Origin of the sequence: Sphingomonas psychrotolerans, assembly GCF_002796605.1 — a bacterium.
In the GTDB taxonomy this organism is placed as follows: Bacteria; Pseudomonadota; Alphaproteobacteria; order Sphingomonadales; family Sphingomonadaceae; genus Sphingomonas; species Sphingomonas psychrotolerans.
Genome location: NZ_CP024923.1, coordinates 2,271,984 through 2,290,939, shown reverse-complemented (window position 1 = coordinate 2,290,939; position 18,956 = coordinate 2,271,984). Strand labels below are relative to the sequence as shown.

The 18,956-nt window shown below is 67.2% G+C and carries 16 protein-coding genes; 13 read left to right on the top strand and 3 right to left on the bottom strand.

From position 1 onward, the window contains the following. Window positions 1–69: 69 nt before the first annotated feature. Window positions 70–1,947, top strand: a complete 1,878-nt coding sequence (locus CVN68_RS10385) for a response regulator (RefSeq protein WP_100282146.1) — start codon at window positions 70–72, stop codon at window positions 1,945–1,947. Here the strand turns inward: CVN68_RS10385 and CVN68_RS10380 are convergent. After that, a complete protein-coding gene (locus CVN68_RS10380; protein ID WP_100282145.1) occupies window positions 1,944–2,690 on the bottom strand; it encodes a class I SAM-dependent methyltransferase in 747 nt (248 codons plus the stop codon). The two genes, CVN68_RS10385 and CVN68_RS10380, sit on opposite strands and share 4 nt — an antisense overlap. 233 nt (window positions 2,691–2,923) lie before the next feature. On the opposite strand from CVN68_RS10380, the gene uvrC reads away from it, so the two are divergent. The 7 genes from uvrC to CVN68_RS10345 all read left to right on the top strand — a co-directional run bounded on the left by uvrC (window position 2,924) and on the right by CVN68_RS10345 (window position 12,687). After that, window positions 2,924–4,846 (top strand): excinuclease ABC subunit UvrC, encoded by a 1,923-nt coding sequence (uvrC, locus tag CVN68_RS10375; protein WP_100282144.1) that lies wholly within the window; start codon window positions 2,924–2,926, stop codon window positions 4,844–4,846. 116 nt (window positions 4,847–4,962) lie between these two features. Further along, complete coding sequence (locus tag CVN68_RS10370) at window positions 4,963–7,749, top strand: DUF3857 domain-containing protein (protein ID WP_233503675.1); 2,787 nt, start codon at window positions 4,963–4,965, stop codon at window positions 7,747–7,749. A gap of 44 nt (window positions 7,750–7,793) precedes the next feature. After that, the gene (locus CVN68_RS10365) at window positions 7,794–8,750 is read left to right on the top strand and encodes a polysaccharide deacetylase family protein (protein WP_100282142.1); all 957 of its coding nucleotides are present in this window, start codon (window positions 7,794–7,796) and stop codon (window positions 8,748–8,750) included. After that, window positions 8,747–9,688: a GNAT family N-acetyltransferase gene (locus CVN68_RS10360; RefSeq protein WP_100282141.1), complete on the top strand. Its 942-nt coding sequence runs from the start codon at window positions 8,747–8,749 to the stop codon at window positions 9,686–9,688. The genes CVN68_RS10365 and CVN68_RS10360 overlap by 4 nt, the downstream gene beginning before the upstream one ends. A 64-nt stretch (window positions 9,689–9,752) precedes the next feature. Beyond that, a complete protein-coding gene (recO, locus tag CVN68_RS10355) occupies window positions 9,753–10,484 on the top strand; it encodes a DNA repair protein RecO (RefSeq protein ID WP_100282140.1) in 732 nt (243 codons plus the stop codon). 50 nt (window positions 10,485–10,534) lie between these two features. Further along, window positions 10,535–11,587, top strand: a complete 1,053-nt coding sequence (gene leuB, locus CVN68_RS10350) for a 3-isopropylmalate dehydrogenase (protein WP_100282139.1) — start codon at window positions 10,535–10,537, stop codon at window positions 11,585–11,587. After that, complete coding sequence (locus CVN68_RS10345; RefSeq protein WP_100282138.1) at window positions 11,584–12,687, top strand: glycosyltransferase; 1,104 nt, start codon at window positions 11,584–11,586, stop codon at window positions 12,685–12,687. Before leuB ends, CVN68_RS10345 begins: the two co-directional genes overlap by 4 nt. Before the next feature lie 148 nt (window positions 12,688–12,835). On the opposite strand, the gene CVN68_RS10340 is transcribed toward CVN68_RS10345, so the two are convergent. Then, the gene (locus CVN68_RS10340; protein WP_100282137.1) at window positions 12,836–14,134 is read right to left on the bottom strand and encodes a phospholipid carrier-dependent glycosyltransferase; all 1,299 of its coding nucleotides are present in this window, start codon (window positions 14,132–14,134) and stop codon (window positions 12,836–12,838) included. Window positions 14,135–14,299: 165 nt separating this feature from the next. On the opposite strand from CVN68_RS10340, the gene CVN68_RS10335 reads away from it, so the two are divergent. The 5 genes from CVN68_RS10335 (at window position 14,300) to CVN68_RS10315 (ending at window position 17,590) form a co-directional block, all read left to right on the top strand. Then, entirely contained in the window at window positions 14,300–15,505 is a 1,206-nt protein-coding gene (locus CVN68_RS10335; protein ID WP_100282136.1) for a trans-sulfuration enzyme family protein, read from the top strand. Between the two features lie 11 nt (window positions 15,506–15,516). Continuing rightward, complete coding sequence (gene apaG / locus CVN68_RS10330) at window positions 15,517–15,915, top strand: Co2+/Mg2+ efflux protein ApaG (RefSeq protein ID WP_100284336.1); 399 nt, start codon at window positions 15,517–15,519, stop codon at window positions 15,913–15,915. A gap of 112 nt (window positions 15,916–16,027) precedes the next feature. Further along, complete coding sequence (locus CVN68_RS10325; protein WP_100282135.1) at window positions 16,028–16,819, top strand: LysR family transcriptional regulator; 792 nt, start codon at window positions 16,028–16,030, stop codon at window positions 16,817–16,819. Beyond that, on the top strand, window positions 16,771–17,352 hold the full coding sequence (locus tag CVN68_RS10320; protein WP_100282134.1) for a GNAT family N-acetyltransferase: 582 nt from the start codon (window positions 16,771–16,773) through the stop codon (window positions 17,350–17,352). The genes CVN68_RS10325 and CVN68_RS10320 overlap by 49 nt, the downstream gene beginning before the upstream one ends. Beyond that, a complete protein-coding gene (locus CVN68_RS10315; protein WP_100282133.1) occupies window positions 17,339–17,590 on the top strand; it encodes a hypothetical protein in 252 nt (83 codons plus the stop codon). The genes CVN68_RS10320 and CVN68_RS10315 overlap by 14 nt, the downstream gene beginning before the upstream one ends. A 12-nt stretch (window positions 17,591–17,602) precedes the next feature. Here CVN68_RS10315 and CVN68_RS10310 read toward each other — a convergent pair whose 3' ends face one another. Then, window positions 17,603–18,934, bottom strand: a complete 1,332-nt coding sequence (locus tag CVN68_RS10310; RefSeq protein ID WP_100282132.1) for a serine hydrolase — start codon at window positions 18,932–18,934, stop codon at window positions 17,603–17,605. Window positions 18,935–18,956 lie beyond the last annotated feature (22 nt).

Sequence of the window (18,956 nt, the reverse complement as noted above, 5' to 3'; positions counted from 1 at the left end):
CGCACCGACTAGTCTGGTTCGGCGGCGAATTCGTTTGCTCTTCTTTTTTCGTTGGGCAAAGCAAGCGTCATGGTCAGCAAACGCCCGGATATAGGTCGCGTCGCCATTCTATCCGGGCTGGCGTTGATCTGCGCAGCCATGGTCGGGACCTTCTTCCTGTTTCGCGCCGAGCAGCGCGCCGATATGGTCATGGTGCAGACCCTGCAGGTCCAGGAGCGGCTCAACAGCCTCGTCACGCGCGCGCAGGAAGCATTGCTGGGCGAGAGCGGCTATCTGCTCGCGGGAGACGAGCGCTTCGTCGCGCGCTATACGCAGGCACGCGAGAAGCTGCACCTCGAACTCGCGGCACTGATCCGCCAAATGGCAGCCGATCCCGCACAAGTGATGGCTGCCCGGCAACTCGATCATTGCTGGCGCACCAGGCTATCCTACACCGACGTGCGGTTTGCGTGGGCACGGTCGGGACGCGTGGAGGATGCCAGGCGCTCGCTCCGCGCCGTGCTCGATCGACCGGTCACCGATCGGTGCCGCGCGATCGTCATCGGGATGAAGGCCGAGGGGGCGCGGCAATTCGAACAGCAGCGCGCCGCGGCGGACCGGCAGGCGACTCTGTTCTCGATCTGGCTGCTGCTATGCGCCGCCGCGGTGATTGCGTTTGCGCTGCGGTCCACGCTGCGGGCGCTGTCCACCGCCCACAAGACTTCGGTTGCGCGGGACCAGCTGCTCAATGCCAATGCGCGGTTGCACGAGGAGGCCGCCAGCCGGGAGGCGGCGGAGACCCAGCTGCGCCAGCTACAGAAGATGGAGTCGATCGGTCAGCTGACCGGCGGCATCGCGCATGACTTCAACAACATGCTGGCGATCGTGATCGGGTCGCTCGATCTGGCCCGCCGCCGGGTCGAGCACGACGTCAAGCGTGCGCAGGAGCATATCGATACAGCGATGTCGGGCGCGCAGCGCGCCGCCCAGCTCACCTCACAGCTGCTTGCCTTCGGGCGCCGCCAGCCGCTCGCGCCCTCCGCCTTCGATGCGAGCCAGCTGATCCGCCGGCTGTCGGAGCTGTTGCGGCGGACGATCGGCGGCAAGGTCGATTTCCAGATCGATCCGGCGAGCGGGCTGTGGCCGGTCCGCGCCGATGTCGGCCAGCTCGAGAGTGCGTTGGTCAATCTGTCGCTCAATGCGCGCGACGCGATGATCGATGGCGGCAAGCTCGTGGTCAGCACGGCGAACGTGAAACTCGATCCCGCTTATGCTGCGATGCATCCCGGCGTGGCGCCCGGAGACTATGTCCGTATCACCGTGCGTGACAGCGGGACGGGAATGCTCCCCGAAGTGCGGGATCGCGCCTTCGAGCCCTTCTTCACTACCAAGCCGATGGGCAAAGGCACGGGGCTGGGGCTGAGCCAGGTCTATGGCTTCGTCAAGCAATCGGGCGGGCATGCCGTGATCGAATCCGAGTCGGGAAGCGGCACCGCGGTGAATCTCTATCTGCCGCGACACAAGGGCAAGGTGGCTGAGGTCGAAAGCTGGCAGGCGGGACCGGAGACGCGCCTGCCCGGCGCGCGCGGGAGCCAGATCGTTCTCGTCGTCGACGACGAGGACAAAGTGCGCCAACTCGCCGTCGATGCGCTTCGCGAGCTCGGCTATATCGTGCTGTCGGCATCCGGCGGGGAGTCGGCGCTGATCTTGCTCGAAACCCAGCCGCGCGTAGATCTATTGCTCACCGACGTGCTGATGCCCGGAATGCACGGCACCAAGCTGGCTGCGCAGGTCGAGACGCTCCGGCCCGAGATCAAGCTGCTCTACATGAGCGGCTATCCGAGCGACGGGATTGTCAGCGACGGCATGCTGGCCGACGGCGTTGCTCTGCTCCCCAAGCCCTTCACCGTCGCGCAGCTCGCCGCGAAGGTGCGGCAAGTGCTCGACGGTGAGAGGATGCCGGCTTAGCGCGGCTTGCGGAAGCGGTAGATGAACTGGTCGGTCTTGCCGCGGATCGACGGGTCGAACACGATCGCCGTGTGCGGATCGGCCGGGTTGGCGAGCAGCGGCAAACTGCCGTCGAATTTGAACCCCGCGCTTTCGATTTCCGTGCGGGCAGCGGCAGGGTCGATGCGGTGGAGCTTGTCTGGCGCCGCGAATCCCGGATCGGCGGCGGCGACATGGTCGACCACCAGCAGCACGCCGCCCGGCTTGAGATTGTCATAGAGCCGTTTCGCCATCGACGCGGCGAAGCCCGGCGGGGACATTTTGAGGTGGAGATCGTGCCAGTTCTGCACCGTGATGATCGCGTCGAGCGGCTCGGCGAACTTCACCGCGGCGAGCGAATCGCTGAGCGGGGTGACATTGGCGTACCCAGCGACGGCGGTCTTCTGCTCGTCGGCATAGGCGGCGCGATACTGGATGAACTCGGCAGGCTGATAGGCATAGACGCGGCCCTTGGCGCCGACGGTCCTGGCGAGGATGCGCGTGAAATAGCCGCCGCCCATGATGAAGTCTGCCACCTTGTCGCCCGGCTTGATGCCGGCGAAGGCGAGCAACTCGCCGGGGTGGCGGGCGGCGTCGCGTTCCTTGTCGGCGGCCGGGCGTCCGGAATCGGCGAGCGCGGCGGTGATCGGGGCGGGGACGGTCTGGCCGTGGGCGGCAAGCGGTGCGGCCAGCGCGAGCAGGGCGACGGAAAGATTGAGCTTCATGGTGACTCTCCTGCGGTGTCTTGCAGAGTTATGGTACCGATCTCTACTTTCGTCACCACTGGTCCTGCGAAAGCAGGAGCCCAGAGTCGCTAGGAACGCGGCTTGTAGTCCTCGCTCCTGCTTTCGCACTTGTAGTCCTCGCTCCTGCTTTCGCAGGAGCCCGGATGAGGCTGCGTACCGAGGGTGGCATGACGGCTAGCTAGCCGCGCGCGGAATCCCTAAGTCGGTCGCGCATGTCCGACCCCAATTCCCCCAACCGATTCAATGAGGAAAATGCTACCTACGCCGTGCGCGGCGAGGGCGTGCCCGATCTCGACGCCGGCGTGGCGGCGATACGCAATGTCTTGAAGACTCTGCCGGTGCGTCCCGGCGTGTATCGGATGCAGGATGCGCGCGGCGACGTGCTGTACGTGGGCAAGGCGCGCGCGCTCAAGAACCGGGTGAATAATTACACCCAGGTCACGCGCCTCTCGAAACGGCTCCAGCGGATGGTCGCGCAGACGCGGTCGATGACGATCGTCACCACCAACAACGAGGCCGAGGCGCTGCTGCTCGAGGCGCAGCTGATCAAGCGCTATCGCCCGCCGTACAACGTGTTGCTGCGCGACGATAAGAGCTTCCCGTTCATTCTGCTGCGGCAGGATCATGCCTTTGGGCGGGTCCAGCTCCATCGCGGCGCGCGGCGCTACAAGGGCGATTATTTCGGGCCGTTCGCCGGGGCGGGGCAGGTGCGCAAGACGCTCAACGCGTTGCAGAAGCTGTTCCTGCTGCGGAGTTGTACCGACGGCTTTTTCGCGACGCGCGACCGGCCGTGCCTGCTCTACCAGATCCGCCGCTGCTCGGCGCCGTGCGTCGGGCGGATCGACGAAGCGGGCTATGCCGAGCTGGTAAGCGACGCGCGCGACTTCCTGCAGGGCAAATCGACCAAGGTGCAGGCCAAGCTCGCCGAGCAGATGCAGGCCGCCGCCGAAAATCTGGATTTCGAGCTGGCCGTGATCCTGCGCGATCGGCTGAAGGCGCTCACCTTCATCCAGGGGAGCCAGGCGATCAATGCCGAGGGGGTGGGCGACGCCGACATCTTCGCGCTTGCCTGCAAATCCGGCGTGATGGGGATCCAGGCCTTCTTCATCCGCGGCGGGCAGAATTGGGGGCATCGCAGCTTCTTCCCCGCGCACACCAACGAAGTGCCCGAGGACGAAGTGCTCAGCCAGTTCCTGATGCAATTCTACGAGGAAGTGCCGCCGCCCAAGACGATCTTCGTCGACCGCAATCTGGAGGAGGCAAAATTGATCGCCGAGGCGCTGGCCGAACGCGCGGGGCACCGGGTCGCGCTGGGCGTGCCGCAGCGCGGGCCGCGTCGACGGCTGCTCGAACAGGCGCAGCGCAACGCCGTCGAGGCGCTCGACCGGCGGATGGCCGAAAGCACGACGCAGGCGAAGCTGCTCGCCGAGGTCGCCGATCTATTCGAGCTGCCCGAGCCGCCCGAGCGGATCGAGATCTACGACAACAGCCACATCCAGGGCACCAATGCGCTCGGCGCGATGGTCGTCGCCGGACCCGAGGGGTTCCAGAAGAATCAGTACCGGAAATTCAACATCAAGCGGCCCGAAACGATCGCGGGCGACGATTTCGGCATGATGCGCGAGGTGTTCGGCCGCCGCTTCGCGCGCGCGCAGGACGAGGATCCCGATCGCCAGGGCGGCACCTGGCCCGATCTGGTGCTGATCGACGGCGGGCGCGGGCAGCTCAACGCCGTGAAGGGCGTACTCGAGGATCTCGGCATCGAGGATGTGTGCCTCGTCGGGGTGGCCAAGGGGCCGCATCATGGCCGCGACGGACGCGAGGTGTTCCATCTGATGGACGGGCGCGAACTGACCTTGCCGGTCAATTCGCCGGTGCTGTTCTTTCTCCAGCGGCTGCGCGACGAAGTGCACCGCTTCGCGATCGGCGCGCACCGCGACAAGCGCAGCAAGGCGATTGGCGCCAGCCCGCTCGACGAGGTGCCGGGCATCGGCCCCGCGCGCAAGAAGGCGCTGCTGATGCATTTCGGCACGGCGCGGGCAGTGCGCGGCGCGAGCCTCGAGGATTTGCAGAAGGCGCCCGGCGTCTCCGCGGCGGTGGCACAGCAGGTGCACGACTATTTCCACACGCGATGACGCGCCCGGCCTGCATCGAAGCTGCACCGGAAGCGCACGCGAACGCCTCTTGAGTGCGCCGCGGAAAAGGCGCTAGCGTCGAGGCACTTGGACGGGGGTATTAGATGTTTGGGCGGATGACGGTTGCGGCGGTGCTGGTGTGCGCCGCGACGGTGGCACATGCGGGAGACAAGCCACTCTATCAACCCGTGCCGGCGTGGGTGAAGCCCGCGCCGCCGATCGATGCCTCGAAGCTCGGCGATTCGGACCCGATCCTGCTGGTGATGGACCAGCAGCAGCGCTTCGAGGACGGTCAGGTCTGGATCTACGCCGACATGGCGATGCGGATCGCTTCGCCGCAGGTGCTGACCCAGGCGGGAACGGTGCCGCTCCCGTGGAATCCGGGCAAGGGCGATCTGGTGGTCCACCGCATCGAGATCCTTCGCGGCGCCGAGCGGATCGACGCGCTGGCCGGCGGCAAGCGCGTCACGGTCCTGCAGCGCGAGCAGCAGCTCGAGCGGGCGACGCTGAACGGCATGCTCACCGCGACTCTCCCCGTGGAAGGACTGCGCGTTGGCGACGTGCTGCGCGTCAGCTTCTCGGTGACGCAGAAGGATGCGGCGCTGCACGGCCATGTCCAGTCGGTGGCGCCGTTGCTGTCGGCGCCGATGCGGCTCCATTTCGGCCGGGTGCGATTGCTCTGGCCCAAGGCGATGGACCTGCGCTGGCGCGCCTATAGCAAGCTGCCCGATCTGAAGCCGGTGACGACGCCGGACGGCTATAACGAGCTGCTGATCGACCTGCCGATCGCCAAGCCGGCGGATCTGCCGGGCGATGCGCCGCTGCGTTTCCGGCCGCTGCCGCTGCTCGATGCGACCGACTATGCCGATTGGGCGGACCTCTCGCGCGACATGGCGCCGCTCTATCGCACTGAGGGAGCGATAGAGCCCGACGGGCCGATCGCCGCCGAAGTCGCGCGGATCGCCGCGGCCACTGCCGATCCGCGCCAGCGCGCGGCGATGGCGCTGGAAACGGTGCAGGACAAGGTCCGCTATCTGTTCAAGGGCATGGACAATGGCGATTACGTGCCCCAGTCGCCGGCCCAGACCTGGTCGGCGCGCTACGGCGATTGCAAGGCCAAGACGTTGTTGCTGCTCGCGATGCTCCGCGCGCTCGGCGTCGAAGCCGAGGCGGTGGTGGTGAACACCGAACTGGGCGATCTGATCCCGCAGCGTTTGCCGATGCCCGGCGCTTTCAACCATGTGCTGGTGCGCGCTACGATCGCCGGCGAATCCTTGTGGCTCGACGGCACCGGCGGCGGCTCGCGGCGCGAGGATCTCGGCGATGTCCCACCGTTCCGCCATGCGCTGCCGTTGCGCGAGGCGGGTAGCGGGCTGATCGAGATGCCGATGCGGCCGAACGCGCGGCCGATCACCGATGCCGAAGTCGAGCTGGACGGCCGCGCGGGCGTTCTCTTCCCGATGCCCTACACCGTGCGGGTTGCCGTGCGGGGCGCGCAGGCGGAGGTGCTGCGCGTGGTCGCCGCGCAGGCCGGCAAGGACGAACTCGATCAGGGAATCGACGCCATCGTTGGCAGCTTCCTGAACGAGCCCGAGACCGTGGAGCGCAGTTTCAAATATGACGAGGCCAGCGCCACCGCAGTGGTGACGGCGGCGGGCATCACCTATCCCGACTGGTCGAAGGAAAATGGCCGCTACCGGCTGGCGCTGGACAGTGCCGTCTCGAGCATCGGCTTCTCGCCCGATCGCGCACGGCCGGCATGGCGCGAGATCCCGGTGAGCAGCGGCGGCTATGCCGACACGCGCGTGCGCACCCGGATCCGCCTGCCCGGCGACGGCGTCGGCTTCGACACCGAAGGCGACCGGACGCTGCCGGCAACCTTGGCCGGCGTGGCGCTCCAGCGGAGCGTGACGCTGAAGGACGGCTGGCTGACGCTCGACGACCGCTCGGTCACCGGCATCGCCGAAGTGCTGCCGGCGGACATCCCGGCGACGCGGGCGCAAGTGGCGCAGGCCAGGGGACGGCTGCTCAAGGCGATCGCGCCGAAGGAGACGCCGCCGCTGTTCCTGCAAGTGGAGGTGGCGCGGCGCAGCAAGGCGCTCGATCCGATCCTTGCGGTCTACGCCAGACAGATCGCCCAGCACCCGGACAAAGCGGAGAGCTTCGGCGATCGCGCGTGGTTCCTCGACCGCATCTATGATCGCAAGGGCGCGATTGCGGATCTGACCAAAGCGATCGCGCTCGAACCGACGGTCGAACGCTATTTGTGGCGCTCGCGGCTCTATTCGGCCCTGAAGGACGACGCCCACGCGATGACCGACGCGCGTGCGGCGCTCGAGATCGATCCGGGTTCCGCGTCGGCGGTCGGGCGGGTGGCGGCGCTGCTCGCCGAACAGGGCAAGCGCGACGAGGCGCTGGCGATGCTCGCCGAGCGGGCCGATCAGGGCGGCGACGAGAAGAACAACTATGTGAGCAGCCAGGCGACTCTGCTCAGCGACGGCGGGCGCGTCGACGAAGGCCTTGCGTTGCTCGACACGATGATCGCGGCGTCGCCGGGCAAGGCCGATCTGCTCAATTCGCGTTGCTGGCTGAAGGCCACGGGCAATGTTGCGCTCGATACCGCGCTGAAGGATTGTTCCAAGGCGATCGAGCTGGCCGAGAGCCCCGCCTCGATCCTCGACAGCCGCGGTCTGGTCTATTTCCGGCTCGGGCGGATGGGCGATGCGCTGGCCGATTTCGACGCGGCGCTGGAGCAGGTGCCCGACATGGCTGCCAGTCTCTATATGCGCGGCGTGATCCGCAAGCGGGCGGGCACCGCAGGCGGCGATGCCGATCTCGCCGCTGCCCGGATGATCGCGCCGAGGATCGACGAGGATTATGCCCGCTACGGGATCAAGCCGTGAACCCGGTTGGGAGTTTATTCACTCCGCCGCGCTAGGGGAGCAGCATGCCGACGCGTGTGTTCCTGACTGTCGATACCGAGCTGATGTGGCGCCATCACTGCGCCGGGCTCGATGCCGCGACGATCGTCCAGCGCTCGCTCGAGCCGGCGGGAGTCGGTGTCGGCTGGCAGCTGGCGCAGCTGGCGGAGCACGGATTGAAGGCGTGCTTCTTCGTCGATCCGATGCCGGCACTCGTATATGGGCTCGACCCGATAAAGCGCGTGGTGGGATCGATCCTTGCGGCGGGACAGGAAGTGCAACTGCACCTCCACCCCAACTGGACCGGCGCGCAAGCGGACGACCGCGGCGCGGCTTATGGCCCATTCGAACTGATCGACTATAGCCTTGCCGAGCAGCGCGATCTGATCGCTGGCGCGGCGGACATGCTGATCGCGGCCGGCGCGCCCGATCCGGTCGCGTTCCGATCGGGCTCCTATTCGGCGAGCGACGACACGCTGGCCGCGCTGGCGCAGCTCGATTTCGTCTATGATTCGAGCCACAACGGCTCCGAGCATCCCTGGCCGAGCGCGATCAGCCTCGACCCGCGGCAGATCGCGCCCGTTCGGCATCGCGGAGTGGTCGAAGTGCCGGTGACGCTGATCGAGGATCAGAAGGGGCATCTCCGTCACTTCCAGATTTGCGCGCTGTCTTCGATCGAGATGCGGGCGGCGCTCGATCACGCGGTGCGCGAGAACCATGCGGCCGTGACGATCGTCAGTCACGGCTTCGAGCTCGCTAACCGCGCGGGGACGCGGGCCAATGCTGTCCACGTCCGGCGTTTCGAGGCCTTGTGCCGGATGTTGGCCGAGCGTCGCGAAATGCTCGACACGGCGCATTTCGGTGACCGGCCGGAAATGGCGCTGGACCAGGCGGATGTGCCACTCGCGCCGAGCGTGTTGCGCACCCGGCTGCGGCAGGCCGAGCAGCTCTGGTCCAACTGGATCGAGGAACGCGCCGCATGAATGCCGTGCGCGAGATCGCGGCCGCGCCCCGGCCGGTGCGGCTCAAGTTCGAGATCGGCGCGCGTACGCTGCTGAGCGTGCCGCGCGCGCTGGTCCGCGTGCCGCTGACTCTCGCCGAGGCGCGCAGTGGGATCGCGCCAGTGTTGCCACCGATCCAGGACGATGCCGATGGCTATCTGGTGACTTCGCTTCCGGAAGCACAGATGGCCGCGCTGATCGCCGGTTCGGGCACGATGCTGCCCTTCGTGCGCCAGCATTACACGCGCTATTTTCTCGATTTCGCCGGGGATTATGACGGCTGGTTCGCCAGCCTGTCGTCGAACGCCCGGCAGGGATTGCGGCGCAAGGCGAAGAAGATCGCGACTGCCTCCGGCGGCGCGATAGATGTTCGGCGCTTCCGCACCACCGCAGAGCTAGAGGTGTTCCATCCCGTGGCGCGGGCGATTTCGGCGACCACCTATCAGGAGCGGCTGCTCGGCTCGGGCCTTCCCGAGGGCACGGACTTTCTTCGCACGATGGGCACGCTCGCCGCGGCGGACGAGGTTCGCGCGTGGCTGCTCTACATTGCGGGTGAGCCTGCCGCCTATCTCTATTGCCCGATCCATGGCGACACGGTGATCTACGCCTATGTCGGGCACGACCCGAAGTTCAACGACTGGTCTCCTGGCGCGGTGCTTCAGCTCGAGGCGATGCAGGATTTGTTCGGTGAGAACCGCTTCACTGCGTTCGACTTCACCGAAGGCGAAGGCCAGCACAAGCGCCAGTTCGCCACCGGCGGAGTGGAATGCGTGGACCTGCTGTTGCTGCGGCCGACCGTGGCGAACCGCGCGACCATGGCTGCGTTGGGCGGGTTCAACGGCGCGGTGGCGCTGGCCAAGCGGGTGGTGAACAAAGCGGGTCTCGCCGGCATGGCGAAGAAGTTGCGGCGGGGCGCCTGACTGGCTTGTCACCCCGGGGCAAGGCCGGGGTGACGGGTTGTGGTTGGAGGGGTAAGCCCTCCCCATGCATCTGCGCGCCGAAGCCATTCTCCTCAGCGTCCGCGCGCATGGCGAGCATGGCGCCGTCGTGCGGGCACTCACCGAAAGCGACGGGCTCCAGCCGGGCTATGTCCGCGGCGGACGATCGCGCGCGCTGCGGCCGGTGCTCCAGCCTTCGAACCTCGTGCTCGGCGAATGGCGGGCGCGGACCGAGGAGCAGCTGGCGGGGCTCACCGTCGAGCTGATCCACAGCCGCGCGCCTTTGTTCGGCGAGCCGCTGCCTGCCGCGGCGCTGCAATGGACGACGGCGCTCAGCGCGGCGGTGCTGCCCGACGCCCAGCCCTATCCGCGGCTCTATTCGGCGCTCGACGGAGTGCTGGCGGCAATTGAGGCGGCGCCGGCTGCGCGCGGCTGGGCGGTGGCTCTGGTGCGCTACGAATTGCTGCTGCTCGCCGAGCTCGGCTTCGGGCTCGATCTTGAGCGGTGCGTGGCGACCGGGCGCGACGACGATCTGGTCTTCGTAAGCCCGAAAAGCGGAGTTGCGGTGAGCCGGATCGGTGCTGTGGGCTATGAACGCCAGCTGCTGCGGCTGCCGCCGTTCCTGACCGCGGGCGGGGCGGCGGAATGGGACGATATCGTCGACGGGCTGCGCCTCACCGGCCACTTCCTCGAGCGCGATCTGCTGATCGGCAAGGGTGCGGAGATTCTCGCGGCGCGGTCGCGGCTGGTCGATCGGCTGATGCGGGCGGTTGCGTAACGGGGCATGGCTCGGCAAAGCGGCTGCGAATTCATTCTTGAGGAGCGGGAATGCCGCTGATTGCTGTTCTGCCCGGCGACGGGATCGGGCCCGAAGTCACCACCCAGGCGCGCCGCGTGCTCGAAGCGCTCGATCTCGGGCTGCAGTTCGAGGAGGCGCCGGTCGGCGGCGCGGGCTATCTCGCGGCGGGACGCCCGCTTCCGCCCGACACGCTGGCGCTGGCCAAGCGCGCCAATGCCGTGCTGTTCGGCGCGATCGGCGATCCGCGCTTCGAGGCGCTCGACCGGCATCTGCGTCCCGAGGCGGCGCTGCTCGGCATCCGGCGCGAGCTGGGGCTGTTCGCCAATATCCGCCCGGCGTCGTTGTTCCCCGGGCTGGAGGACGCATCGCCGCTCAAGCCCGAGGTGGTCGCCAATCTAGACATCGTCATCGTCCGCGAGCTGACCGGCGACGTCTATTTCGGCGAAAAGGGCCGGCGGACGAATGTCGAAGGACTGCGCCAGGGCTTCGACGTGATGACCTATAACGAGGCCGAGGTTGAGCGCATCGCCAAGGTCGGCTTCGAGATGGCGAAGCGGCGCAAGAAGAAGCTCTGCTCGGTCGACAAGGCCAATGTGCTCGAGACCTCGCAGCTGTGGCGCGACGTGGTCAACGAGATGAGCACGGACTATCCCGAAATCGAACTGACCCACATGTATGTCGACAATGCCGCGATGCAGCTGGTGCGGCGCCCGACCGCATTCGACGTGATCGTCACCGGCAATCTGTTCGGCGACATTCTTTCCGATCAGGCGAGCATGTGCGCGGGTTCGATCGGCATGCTGCCTTCGGCATCGCTGCGCGCGTGGAGCGGCGACAACGGCATGTACGAGCCGATCCACGGCAGCGCGCCCGACATCGCCGGACAGGGCAAGGCCAATCCGTGCGCGGCGATCCTGTCGGCGGCGCTGCTGCTGCGGCACAGTTTGAGCGACGAGGCCTCGGCGCAGCGGATCGAGAAGGCTGTCGGCGCGGCGCTCGCAAAAGGGGCGCGGACCGCCGATCTGGGCGGCAGCCTGAGCACCACCGAGATGGGCGACGCGGTGCTGCGGGAACTCGCGTGACGCCCGACCTGCTCGAGCTTGCAATCGTCATCCCGACGTTCAACGAGCGCGGCAATGTGGCCGTGCTCGTCGCCAAGCTCGATCAGGCGCTGACGGGCCGAAATTGGGAAGCGATCTTCGTTGACGATGACAGCCCCGACGGCACCGCGCAGGCGGCGCGCGAGCTGGGGCGAGTCGACAAGCGCGTGCGCGTGATCCAGCGGATCGGCCGGCGCGGCCTGTCCTCGGCGTGCATCGAGGGGATGTGCGCGACCGCCGCGCCGTTCGTCGCGGTGATCGACGGCGATCTGCAGCACGACGAGACGATCCTGCCGGCGATGCTCGATGCGCTGGAGAGCGACGACACGCTCGAGGTGGTAGTCGGCTCTCGCTTCGTGGCGGGCGGCGGCACCGGCGAATGGGATCGCGACCGCGTCGCCAAATCGGCCTTTGCGACGCGGCTGTCGCGGCAAGTGCTCAAGGCCGATCTCAGCGATCCGATGAGCGGCTTCTTCATGATACGCACGCAGATCGTCCGCGATCTCGTGCCGACCTTGTCGGGGATCGGCTTCAAGATCCTGCTCGACATCATGACCGCGGCGCCGCACCCGCTCAAGTTCCGCGAGCTGCCCTACACTTTCCGCATCCGTACCGAAGGCGAGAGCAAGCTCGATCACGTCGTCGCGATGGAATATCTGATCGCGCTCTACGACCGGATGTTCGGCAAGGTCGTGCCGGTGCGCTTCGCGATGTTCTCGGCGATCGGCGCACTGGGGGCGGCGGTGCATTTCGTCGTGCTCGGGCTGCTGTTCCGCGGGCTCGACTGGCCGTTCGTCACCGGGACGATCGTCGCGACGATCGTGGCGATGACCTTCAATTTCTTCCTCAACAACACGCTCACCTACCGCGAGCAGAGGCTCAAGGGCGCCCGGGCGCTGATCGGCGGCTGGGTGAGCTTCTGCCTCGTCTGTGTGGTCGGCGCGGCGGCGAATGTCGGCGTTTCGGCGTTTCTGCACAACGTCCAGCATGGCGACTGGCGGCTGTCGGCACTGGCGGGAATCGCCGTGGCGGCGGTGTGGAATTTCGCGCTGTCGTCGCGTTTCACGTGGGGGCGGTATTGAAGGCTCTCTCTCCCCTTGTGGGAGAGGGAGGGAGCCGATGAAATCAGCGGAAGGGTGAGGAGGTGTGTCGCAATGGACGTCCCCTCATCCCTCCCACGCCTTCGGCGCGGCCCCCTTCCTTCTCCCACAAGGGGAGAAGGAGTTAGGGTCACCGCCAGCTGGCGAACCACATCCAGCGGGTGAAGCCCTGATCGTTCTGCAGCGGCGACGCGGCGAGGATCGGGTAGAAATAGACGAACATCGCGAGGGCGGCGAAGACGAACCATTCCTCGCGGCCCTTGCCCCGGCCGCGGTCGAAATGGTGGAAAGCGGCTGCCAGCGCGAGGCACAGGAAGATCGCCGAGAGGTGGTAATAATAATAGAAGCCGAGCGACTTGGGGATGACGACATAGATGCCGAGGCTGGCGATCCAGAGGAGCGCCAATGCCAGCGGACGGTGCGCCTTCTCGCGGAACCCTGCCCATAGGCAGGCGAGGACGGCGAGCAACCCGCCCCACATGATCACCGGATTGCCGATCAGCAGCACGCCGCGCTGGGCGCCCTCGTCCCATTCATAGAAATACCAGATCGGCCGGAGCATCAGCGGCCAGCTCCACCAGTCGGATTGATAGGTGTGCCTTTGAAGCACTTGTGTCTGGAGCGCGTACATCTCCTGCTGAAGCGGGATCAGCCCGGCGAGGGTGAGCGGATCGCGTGCGTAGAAGAAGGCGGGCAGGAAGGTGAGGAAATAAGTGGCAATGCTCACCACTCCGAGAAGCATCAAGCCCGGGAAGGTGGCCAGGCCCGGCCAGTGCGGCTGGTTTTTGCCGGAGAATGCCGACGACAAGGGACGCCGCGCGACGCGGGCATCGCGCAGCCGGGTGACGAGGAAGGCGCACCCGGCCAGCGCGACATAGGGGATCGCCGCCCATTTTGTTCCGACCGCCAGCCCCAGCAGCACGCCCGCGCCGACCCAGCGGCGCGTCACTTGCCCCGACGCGCCCTTCGCCGCCCAGAGCATCACCACCATCGCCCAGAGCAGGAAGGCGCCGAGGAAGATGTCGAGCATCGCGGTGCGCGCCTGGACGTAGACGCTCTGGTTCAATGCGGTGAGCACCGCCCCGACGAGCGCGGCGCGCATCGAGCCGAGCAGGAGCCAGAGAAAGGCGAAGGCGCCGAGCACGGTGGCCGTGCCGGCAAACGAGGTAAGGGCGCGCCAGCCGATCGGATTGTCGCCGAACAGCACGATGCCGGCGCCGATCAATTCCTTGCCGACTAGGGGATGCTCGACATTGCGCGGGCCTTCGAGATCGAGCAGCGTCTGGGCGGCGGGGACGTAATGAACCTCGTCGAACATGATCCGGCTCGGCCGGTCGAGATGGACGCTGAAGAGCGTTTGCGCGGCGATGCCGAGCAGCAATGCAACAAGGTACGGGCGGGTGCGGAGAGCCTTGAGGCGGTCGAGCATAGGTGCGGGTGGTAGCGGTTTGCTTCCTTCCCTAAAAGGGAGCGCGTTGTGCCTGTCCGATGGTCACCTCACCCTTCCGCCGCCCGGCGCAGCCGGGTGGGAGGGTGAGAGTGACTTGCGTTGCGGAGGTTGACGCGGGGCGCCTCCCCCCTGCAAAGCAAAATCATGAAGCGTAATACCGGACAGGACCGTAGCGTCACACGCAACTGGAAGCCCGCAACGCAGGCGATCCGCGGCGGAACGATGCGATCCGGGTTCGGCGAGACCAGCGAAGCGCTCTTCCTGACTTCGGGCTATGCCTATGACTGCGCTGGCGACGCCGCGGCGCGGTTCGCCGGCGAGCAGCAGGGCATGACCTATTCGCGATTGCAGAACCCGACGGTGCAGATGCTCGAGGAGCGGATTGCCTTGCTCGAAGGCGCCGAGGCGTGCCGGACGATGGCATCGGGAATGGCGGCGATGACGGCGGCTCTGCTCTGCCAGTTGGAGACGGGCGATCATCTGGTCGGGGGGCGCGCGGCGTTCGGTTCGTGCCGCTGGCTGACCGACACCTTGCTTCCCAAGTTCGGCATCGAGACGACGATCGTCGACGCGCGCGACGCGCAGCAATTCGAGGACGCGATCCGGCCGAACACCAAGGTGTTCTTCTTCGAGACTCCGGCCAACCCGACGATGGACGTAGTCGATCTCGAAGCGGTGTGCGGAATCGCCAGGAAGCACGGCATCACCAGCGTGGTCGACAATGCCTTCGCCACGCCCGCGCTCCAGCGCCCGCTGGAATTCGGTGCGGACGTGGTCGCCTATTCGGCTACCAAGATGATGGACGGGCAGGGGCGCGTGCTCGCCGGCGCGGTCACCGGCAACGAGAAGTTCATCAACGAGACCTTGCTCGCCTTCACTCGCAATACCGGGCCGACGCTGAGCCCGTTCAATGCCTGGGTGGTGCTCAAGGGGCTTGAGACGCTCGACCTGCGCATCCGGCGGCAGAGCGCCAATGCGCTCACGGTCGGGCGTTTCCTCGAAGGGCGGGTGCCGCGGATCAACTTCCCGGCGCTGCCGAGCCATCCGCAGCACAATCTGTTCACTCGGCAGATGGACGATGCCGGCCCGATCTTCTCGTTCGAGGTCGAGGGCCGCCGCCAGGCGCATGCCTTGCTCGACGCGCTCGAACTGATCGACATCTCGAACAATATCGGCGACTCCCGCTCGCTGATGACGCATCCTTCGTCGACCACCCATGCGGGTGTCTCCGAGGAGAAGAGGATCGAGATGGGAGTGACCGAAGGCATGCTGCGTCTCAACGTGGGCCTCGAGGATCCTGAGGATCTGATCGCCGATCTCGATCAGGCGCTGGGCCGGGCCGGCCTGTGAGCGATGCGGTGATGAAGGCGCTGTTCACCGACGAGGCCGAGACCCGCGGCATCGTGGTGCGCGTCTCCGTCTCGTATCTGCCCGAACAATCCGAGCCGCAGCGCGGGCGGTGGTTCTGGGCCTATCATATCCGCATCGAGAACAAGGGTCCGTTCACCGTACAATTGCTCACCCGGCATTGGGTGATCACCGACGGGCGCGGCGCGCGGCACAGCGTCGAAGGCGAAGGCGTGGTCGGCGAGCAGCCGATGATCGAGCCGGGCGCGAGTTTCGACTATGTCTCGGGTTGCCCGCTGTCGACGCCGACCGGGTACATGCAGGGCAGCTATCACATGATCGGTGAGGACGGCGCCGCCTTTGACGTGGCGATCCCGAAATTTGCGCTGACCGCGCCGGCGGTGACGGGGTGACAAATATCGATCGTCATCCCGGCGGAAGCCGGGATCGCGTGCGGCAAGCGCGCGCCATGCGGCATCAGACCCCGGCCTTCGCCGGGGTGACGGTCGATGGAGCGGGGCAGGTATGAAGCGCACCCACCTCCCTCTCAACGGCCTGCGCGTGCTCGACGCGGCGGCGCGGCATTTGTCGTTCACCCGCGCTGCCGACGAACTGGCAGTGACTCCCGCTGCCGTCGGGCAGCAGATCCGCGCGCTCGAGGATACTTTGGGCGTGGTGCTGTTCCGTCGCACCACCAAGGGGCTGGAGCTGACGCCCGAGGCCGAGGCCGGGCTGGTCGCGCTGCGCGCCGGGTTCCTCCAGTTCGAGGAATCGGTGCGGGCGATGCAGGCGGGACAATCGTCCAAGTCGCTGACCATCGCCGCGCCGCGCGATCTGACCGCCAAATGGCTGATGCCGCGGCTCGCCGAGATCGCGCGGGGCGATAGCGAACTGCGCTTCATGCTGGTGCCCGCCGACGAGGCGATCGACTTCACCGAAGCCAATCTCGACCTCGCGATCCGCTGGGGCGAAGGCCCTGGCGAACATGAGGGCGAAGCGCTGGAGAGCGACGGCATGGTCACGGTCGAGCGGCCGGGCGGTGGCACCGACACGCCGATCGCATGGGCGGGCTGCCTTGCCGAGGATGCGGGATCGCTGGTGCGGGTCGCCGATGCCGGGCTTGCGCTCGACGCGGCGGCCGAGGGGCTGGGGCGCGCGACTGTGCCCGAGCTCATCGCGCGCGCCGACCTTGCGGCTGGCCGGGTCGTGGCGGTGGGCGCGCCCAAATCGTCGCGGCTCGGCTATTGGCTGGTCGCGCCGTTGCCGCAATGGCGCCAGAAGAAGGTCAAGACTTTGGTCGACGCGCTGGCGACGTGACGCCGCGCGAGACGCCCGTGCTGGAAAGCGCGCGGCTTCGCCTGCGCCCCGGCGTTGCGGCGGACGCCGAGGCGCTGCACCCCGCTTTTGCCGATCACGAGATGATGCGCTGGTGGTCGAACGCACCGCACGATTCGATCGCGCAGACCCGCGCCGATCTGGCCCAGCGAGCGCCCGAATGGCGGCGCTGGATCATCACGCTGAAAGACGACGATCGGGCGATCGGCTTCGTCGCCGCGGGCGAGAAGCGGCAGGGCAATGTCAGCGAGGTCGGCTATCTGCTGCGCCGCGAATATTGGGGAACCGGCATCGCCGCCGAAGCGGTGACACGCGTGATCGACCAGCTCTTCGCCGAGGGGCAACGGCGCGTGTTCGCCGACACCGACCCGGACAATATTCCCTCCCGGCGCCTGCTCGAACGGCTGGGCTTCCGGCTGGAGGGCGTGCTGCGCGGCGAATGGGAAACCCATATCGGGGTGCGCGATACCACGCTCTATGGCCTGCTGTGCGACGAATGGCGTGGCGCCGCCTGACCTGAAGGATCCGGCGCAGAGCGCTGCCTATCGGCGCGAGCTGGGCGGCGTGGCGCTGCGGATGCGGCGCTGGGGGATCGGGATATCGCTGGCCGGGGCGCTGCTCGTGCTGGCGTATCGGCGGGGTTTCGCGGTGCCGCTCTGGGCCGGCGCGGGGGTGCTCGGCATCGGCGTGCTGGTGCTGATCGCGGCGATCTCGACACGCGCGACCTACCACCGGCTACGGATGCGCGGATAGCCGGGGCTCGGTCTACGGCCTCGGCGCGACAAGCTCGGCGGCGCGGGCGATCAGGCTGGCGAAGCGCGCCTCGTTCACCGCCTGCGCTGGATCGTTCCAGCTGGCGGTGAGCACGTACCAGTCGCCGGCCCTGGCCTGGAGCAGCAGCGTCATGTTCATCACGCCCGGCTCGGATCCCCCCTTATAGCCGACCCATTGCCACTTGCCTGCCACTGTGGGGGAAATGCCCGGGTTCTTCGACAGCATTGCGCGGGCATCGGCGCCTTTGGGGCCTTCGGTGTTGCGACGCAACCAGTCCATCACGCGCACGAGGTCGGCGGGCGACAAAAACCATTCGAGCGTATCGATCCGCACCGGCTTGCCGTCGCGAAACAAGGTGGGGCGGATCATCAGCGCCGGCAGATTGGTGACTTCGCCGTCCAGCATCCGGCGGCGGCCGGCTTCGTCCTGTGCGAGATAGCGGCCGGCGAGGTCGTTCGCCTCGATGCCTTTGAGCTTGAACGCCTCCATCGTCGACAGGAAGGGGCGGTTGCGCGCCGGATCCGCGACACCGACGACCGGCAGCATCGCCTCGACCTTGTCGCGGCCGAGCGCGCTCAGGAGGATATCGGTCGCGCTGTTGTCGCTGATCGATATCATCTGCGTCGCGAGTTCGCGCAAGGAGACCTGCGTGCCCTTGGGCTTCAGGTTGTAGCCGCCACCGGGGAGCATGGATCCGTCGAGGGTGATCATGTCGTCCCATTTGCGCTCGCCGGCATTGGTGGCGCGGACGAGCTCGGCAAGGAGGATCAGCTTGAACGCCGAGCCGATCGCGAAGGGGCGGTCGCCCTGATGCGCAGCGACAGGTTCGGGCGCGCCGCGGCCGAGCCGCGCCAGCGTGTATCCGGTGATGCCGTGCAATTGATCGAGCGCCGCCGTCACCTCGGTCAGCGTGGTTTCGCGGGCGCCGATTTCCCGGATCAACAATCCCGATACGCGATGCGGCGCTTCGGGCTCGACAGCGATCTGGAACGTGACGGTCGCATCGCGATAGCCGACTCGCACCGTGGCCGAATGGGCATCGTTGGCGACGCTGCTGTCGATGCCCCGCACCGGCCCGTTGGCGGTGAGCAGCTGCGCGGTGGTCGCCTCAAACTGCGCCTTGGGGACGTTGGCCTGGAAGCCGGGCGCGAAGAAGCTCTCATAGCTTCCGCTGCCGGACAGAAGTGGAACCAGCTCGCGCACCCGCGCCTCCAGCGCGGGAGAAGGCGTTGGAGGCGCGGGTTGCTGTGGCTGTGGCTGCGTCTGTGCGGCGAGCGGGGACGCCAGCGCGAGCAGCAGCAACGCGAAAAGGCGGCGGTCCATACGGTGTTTCCTTATGTACCGC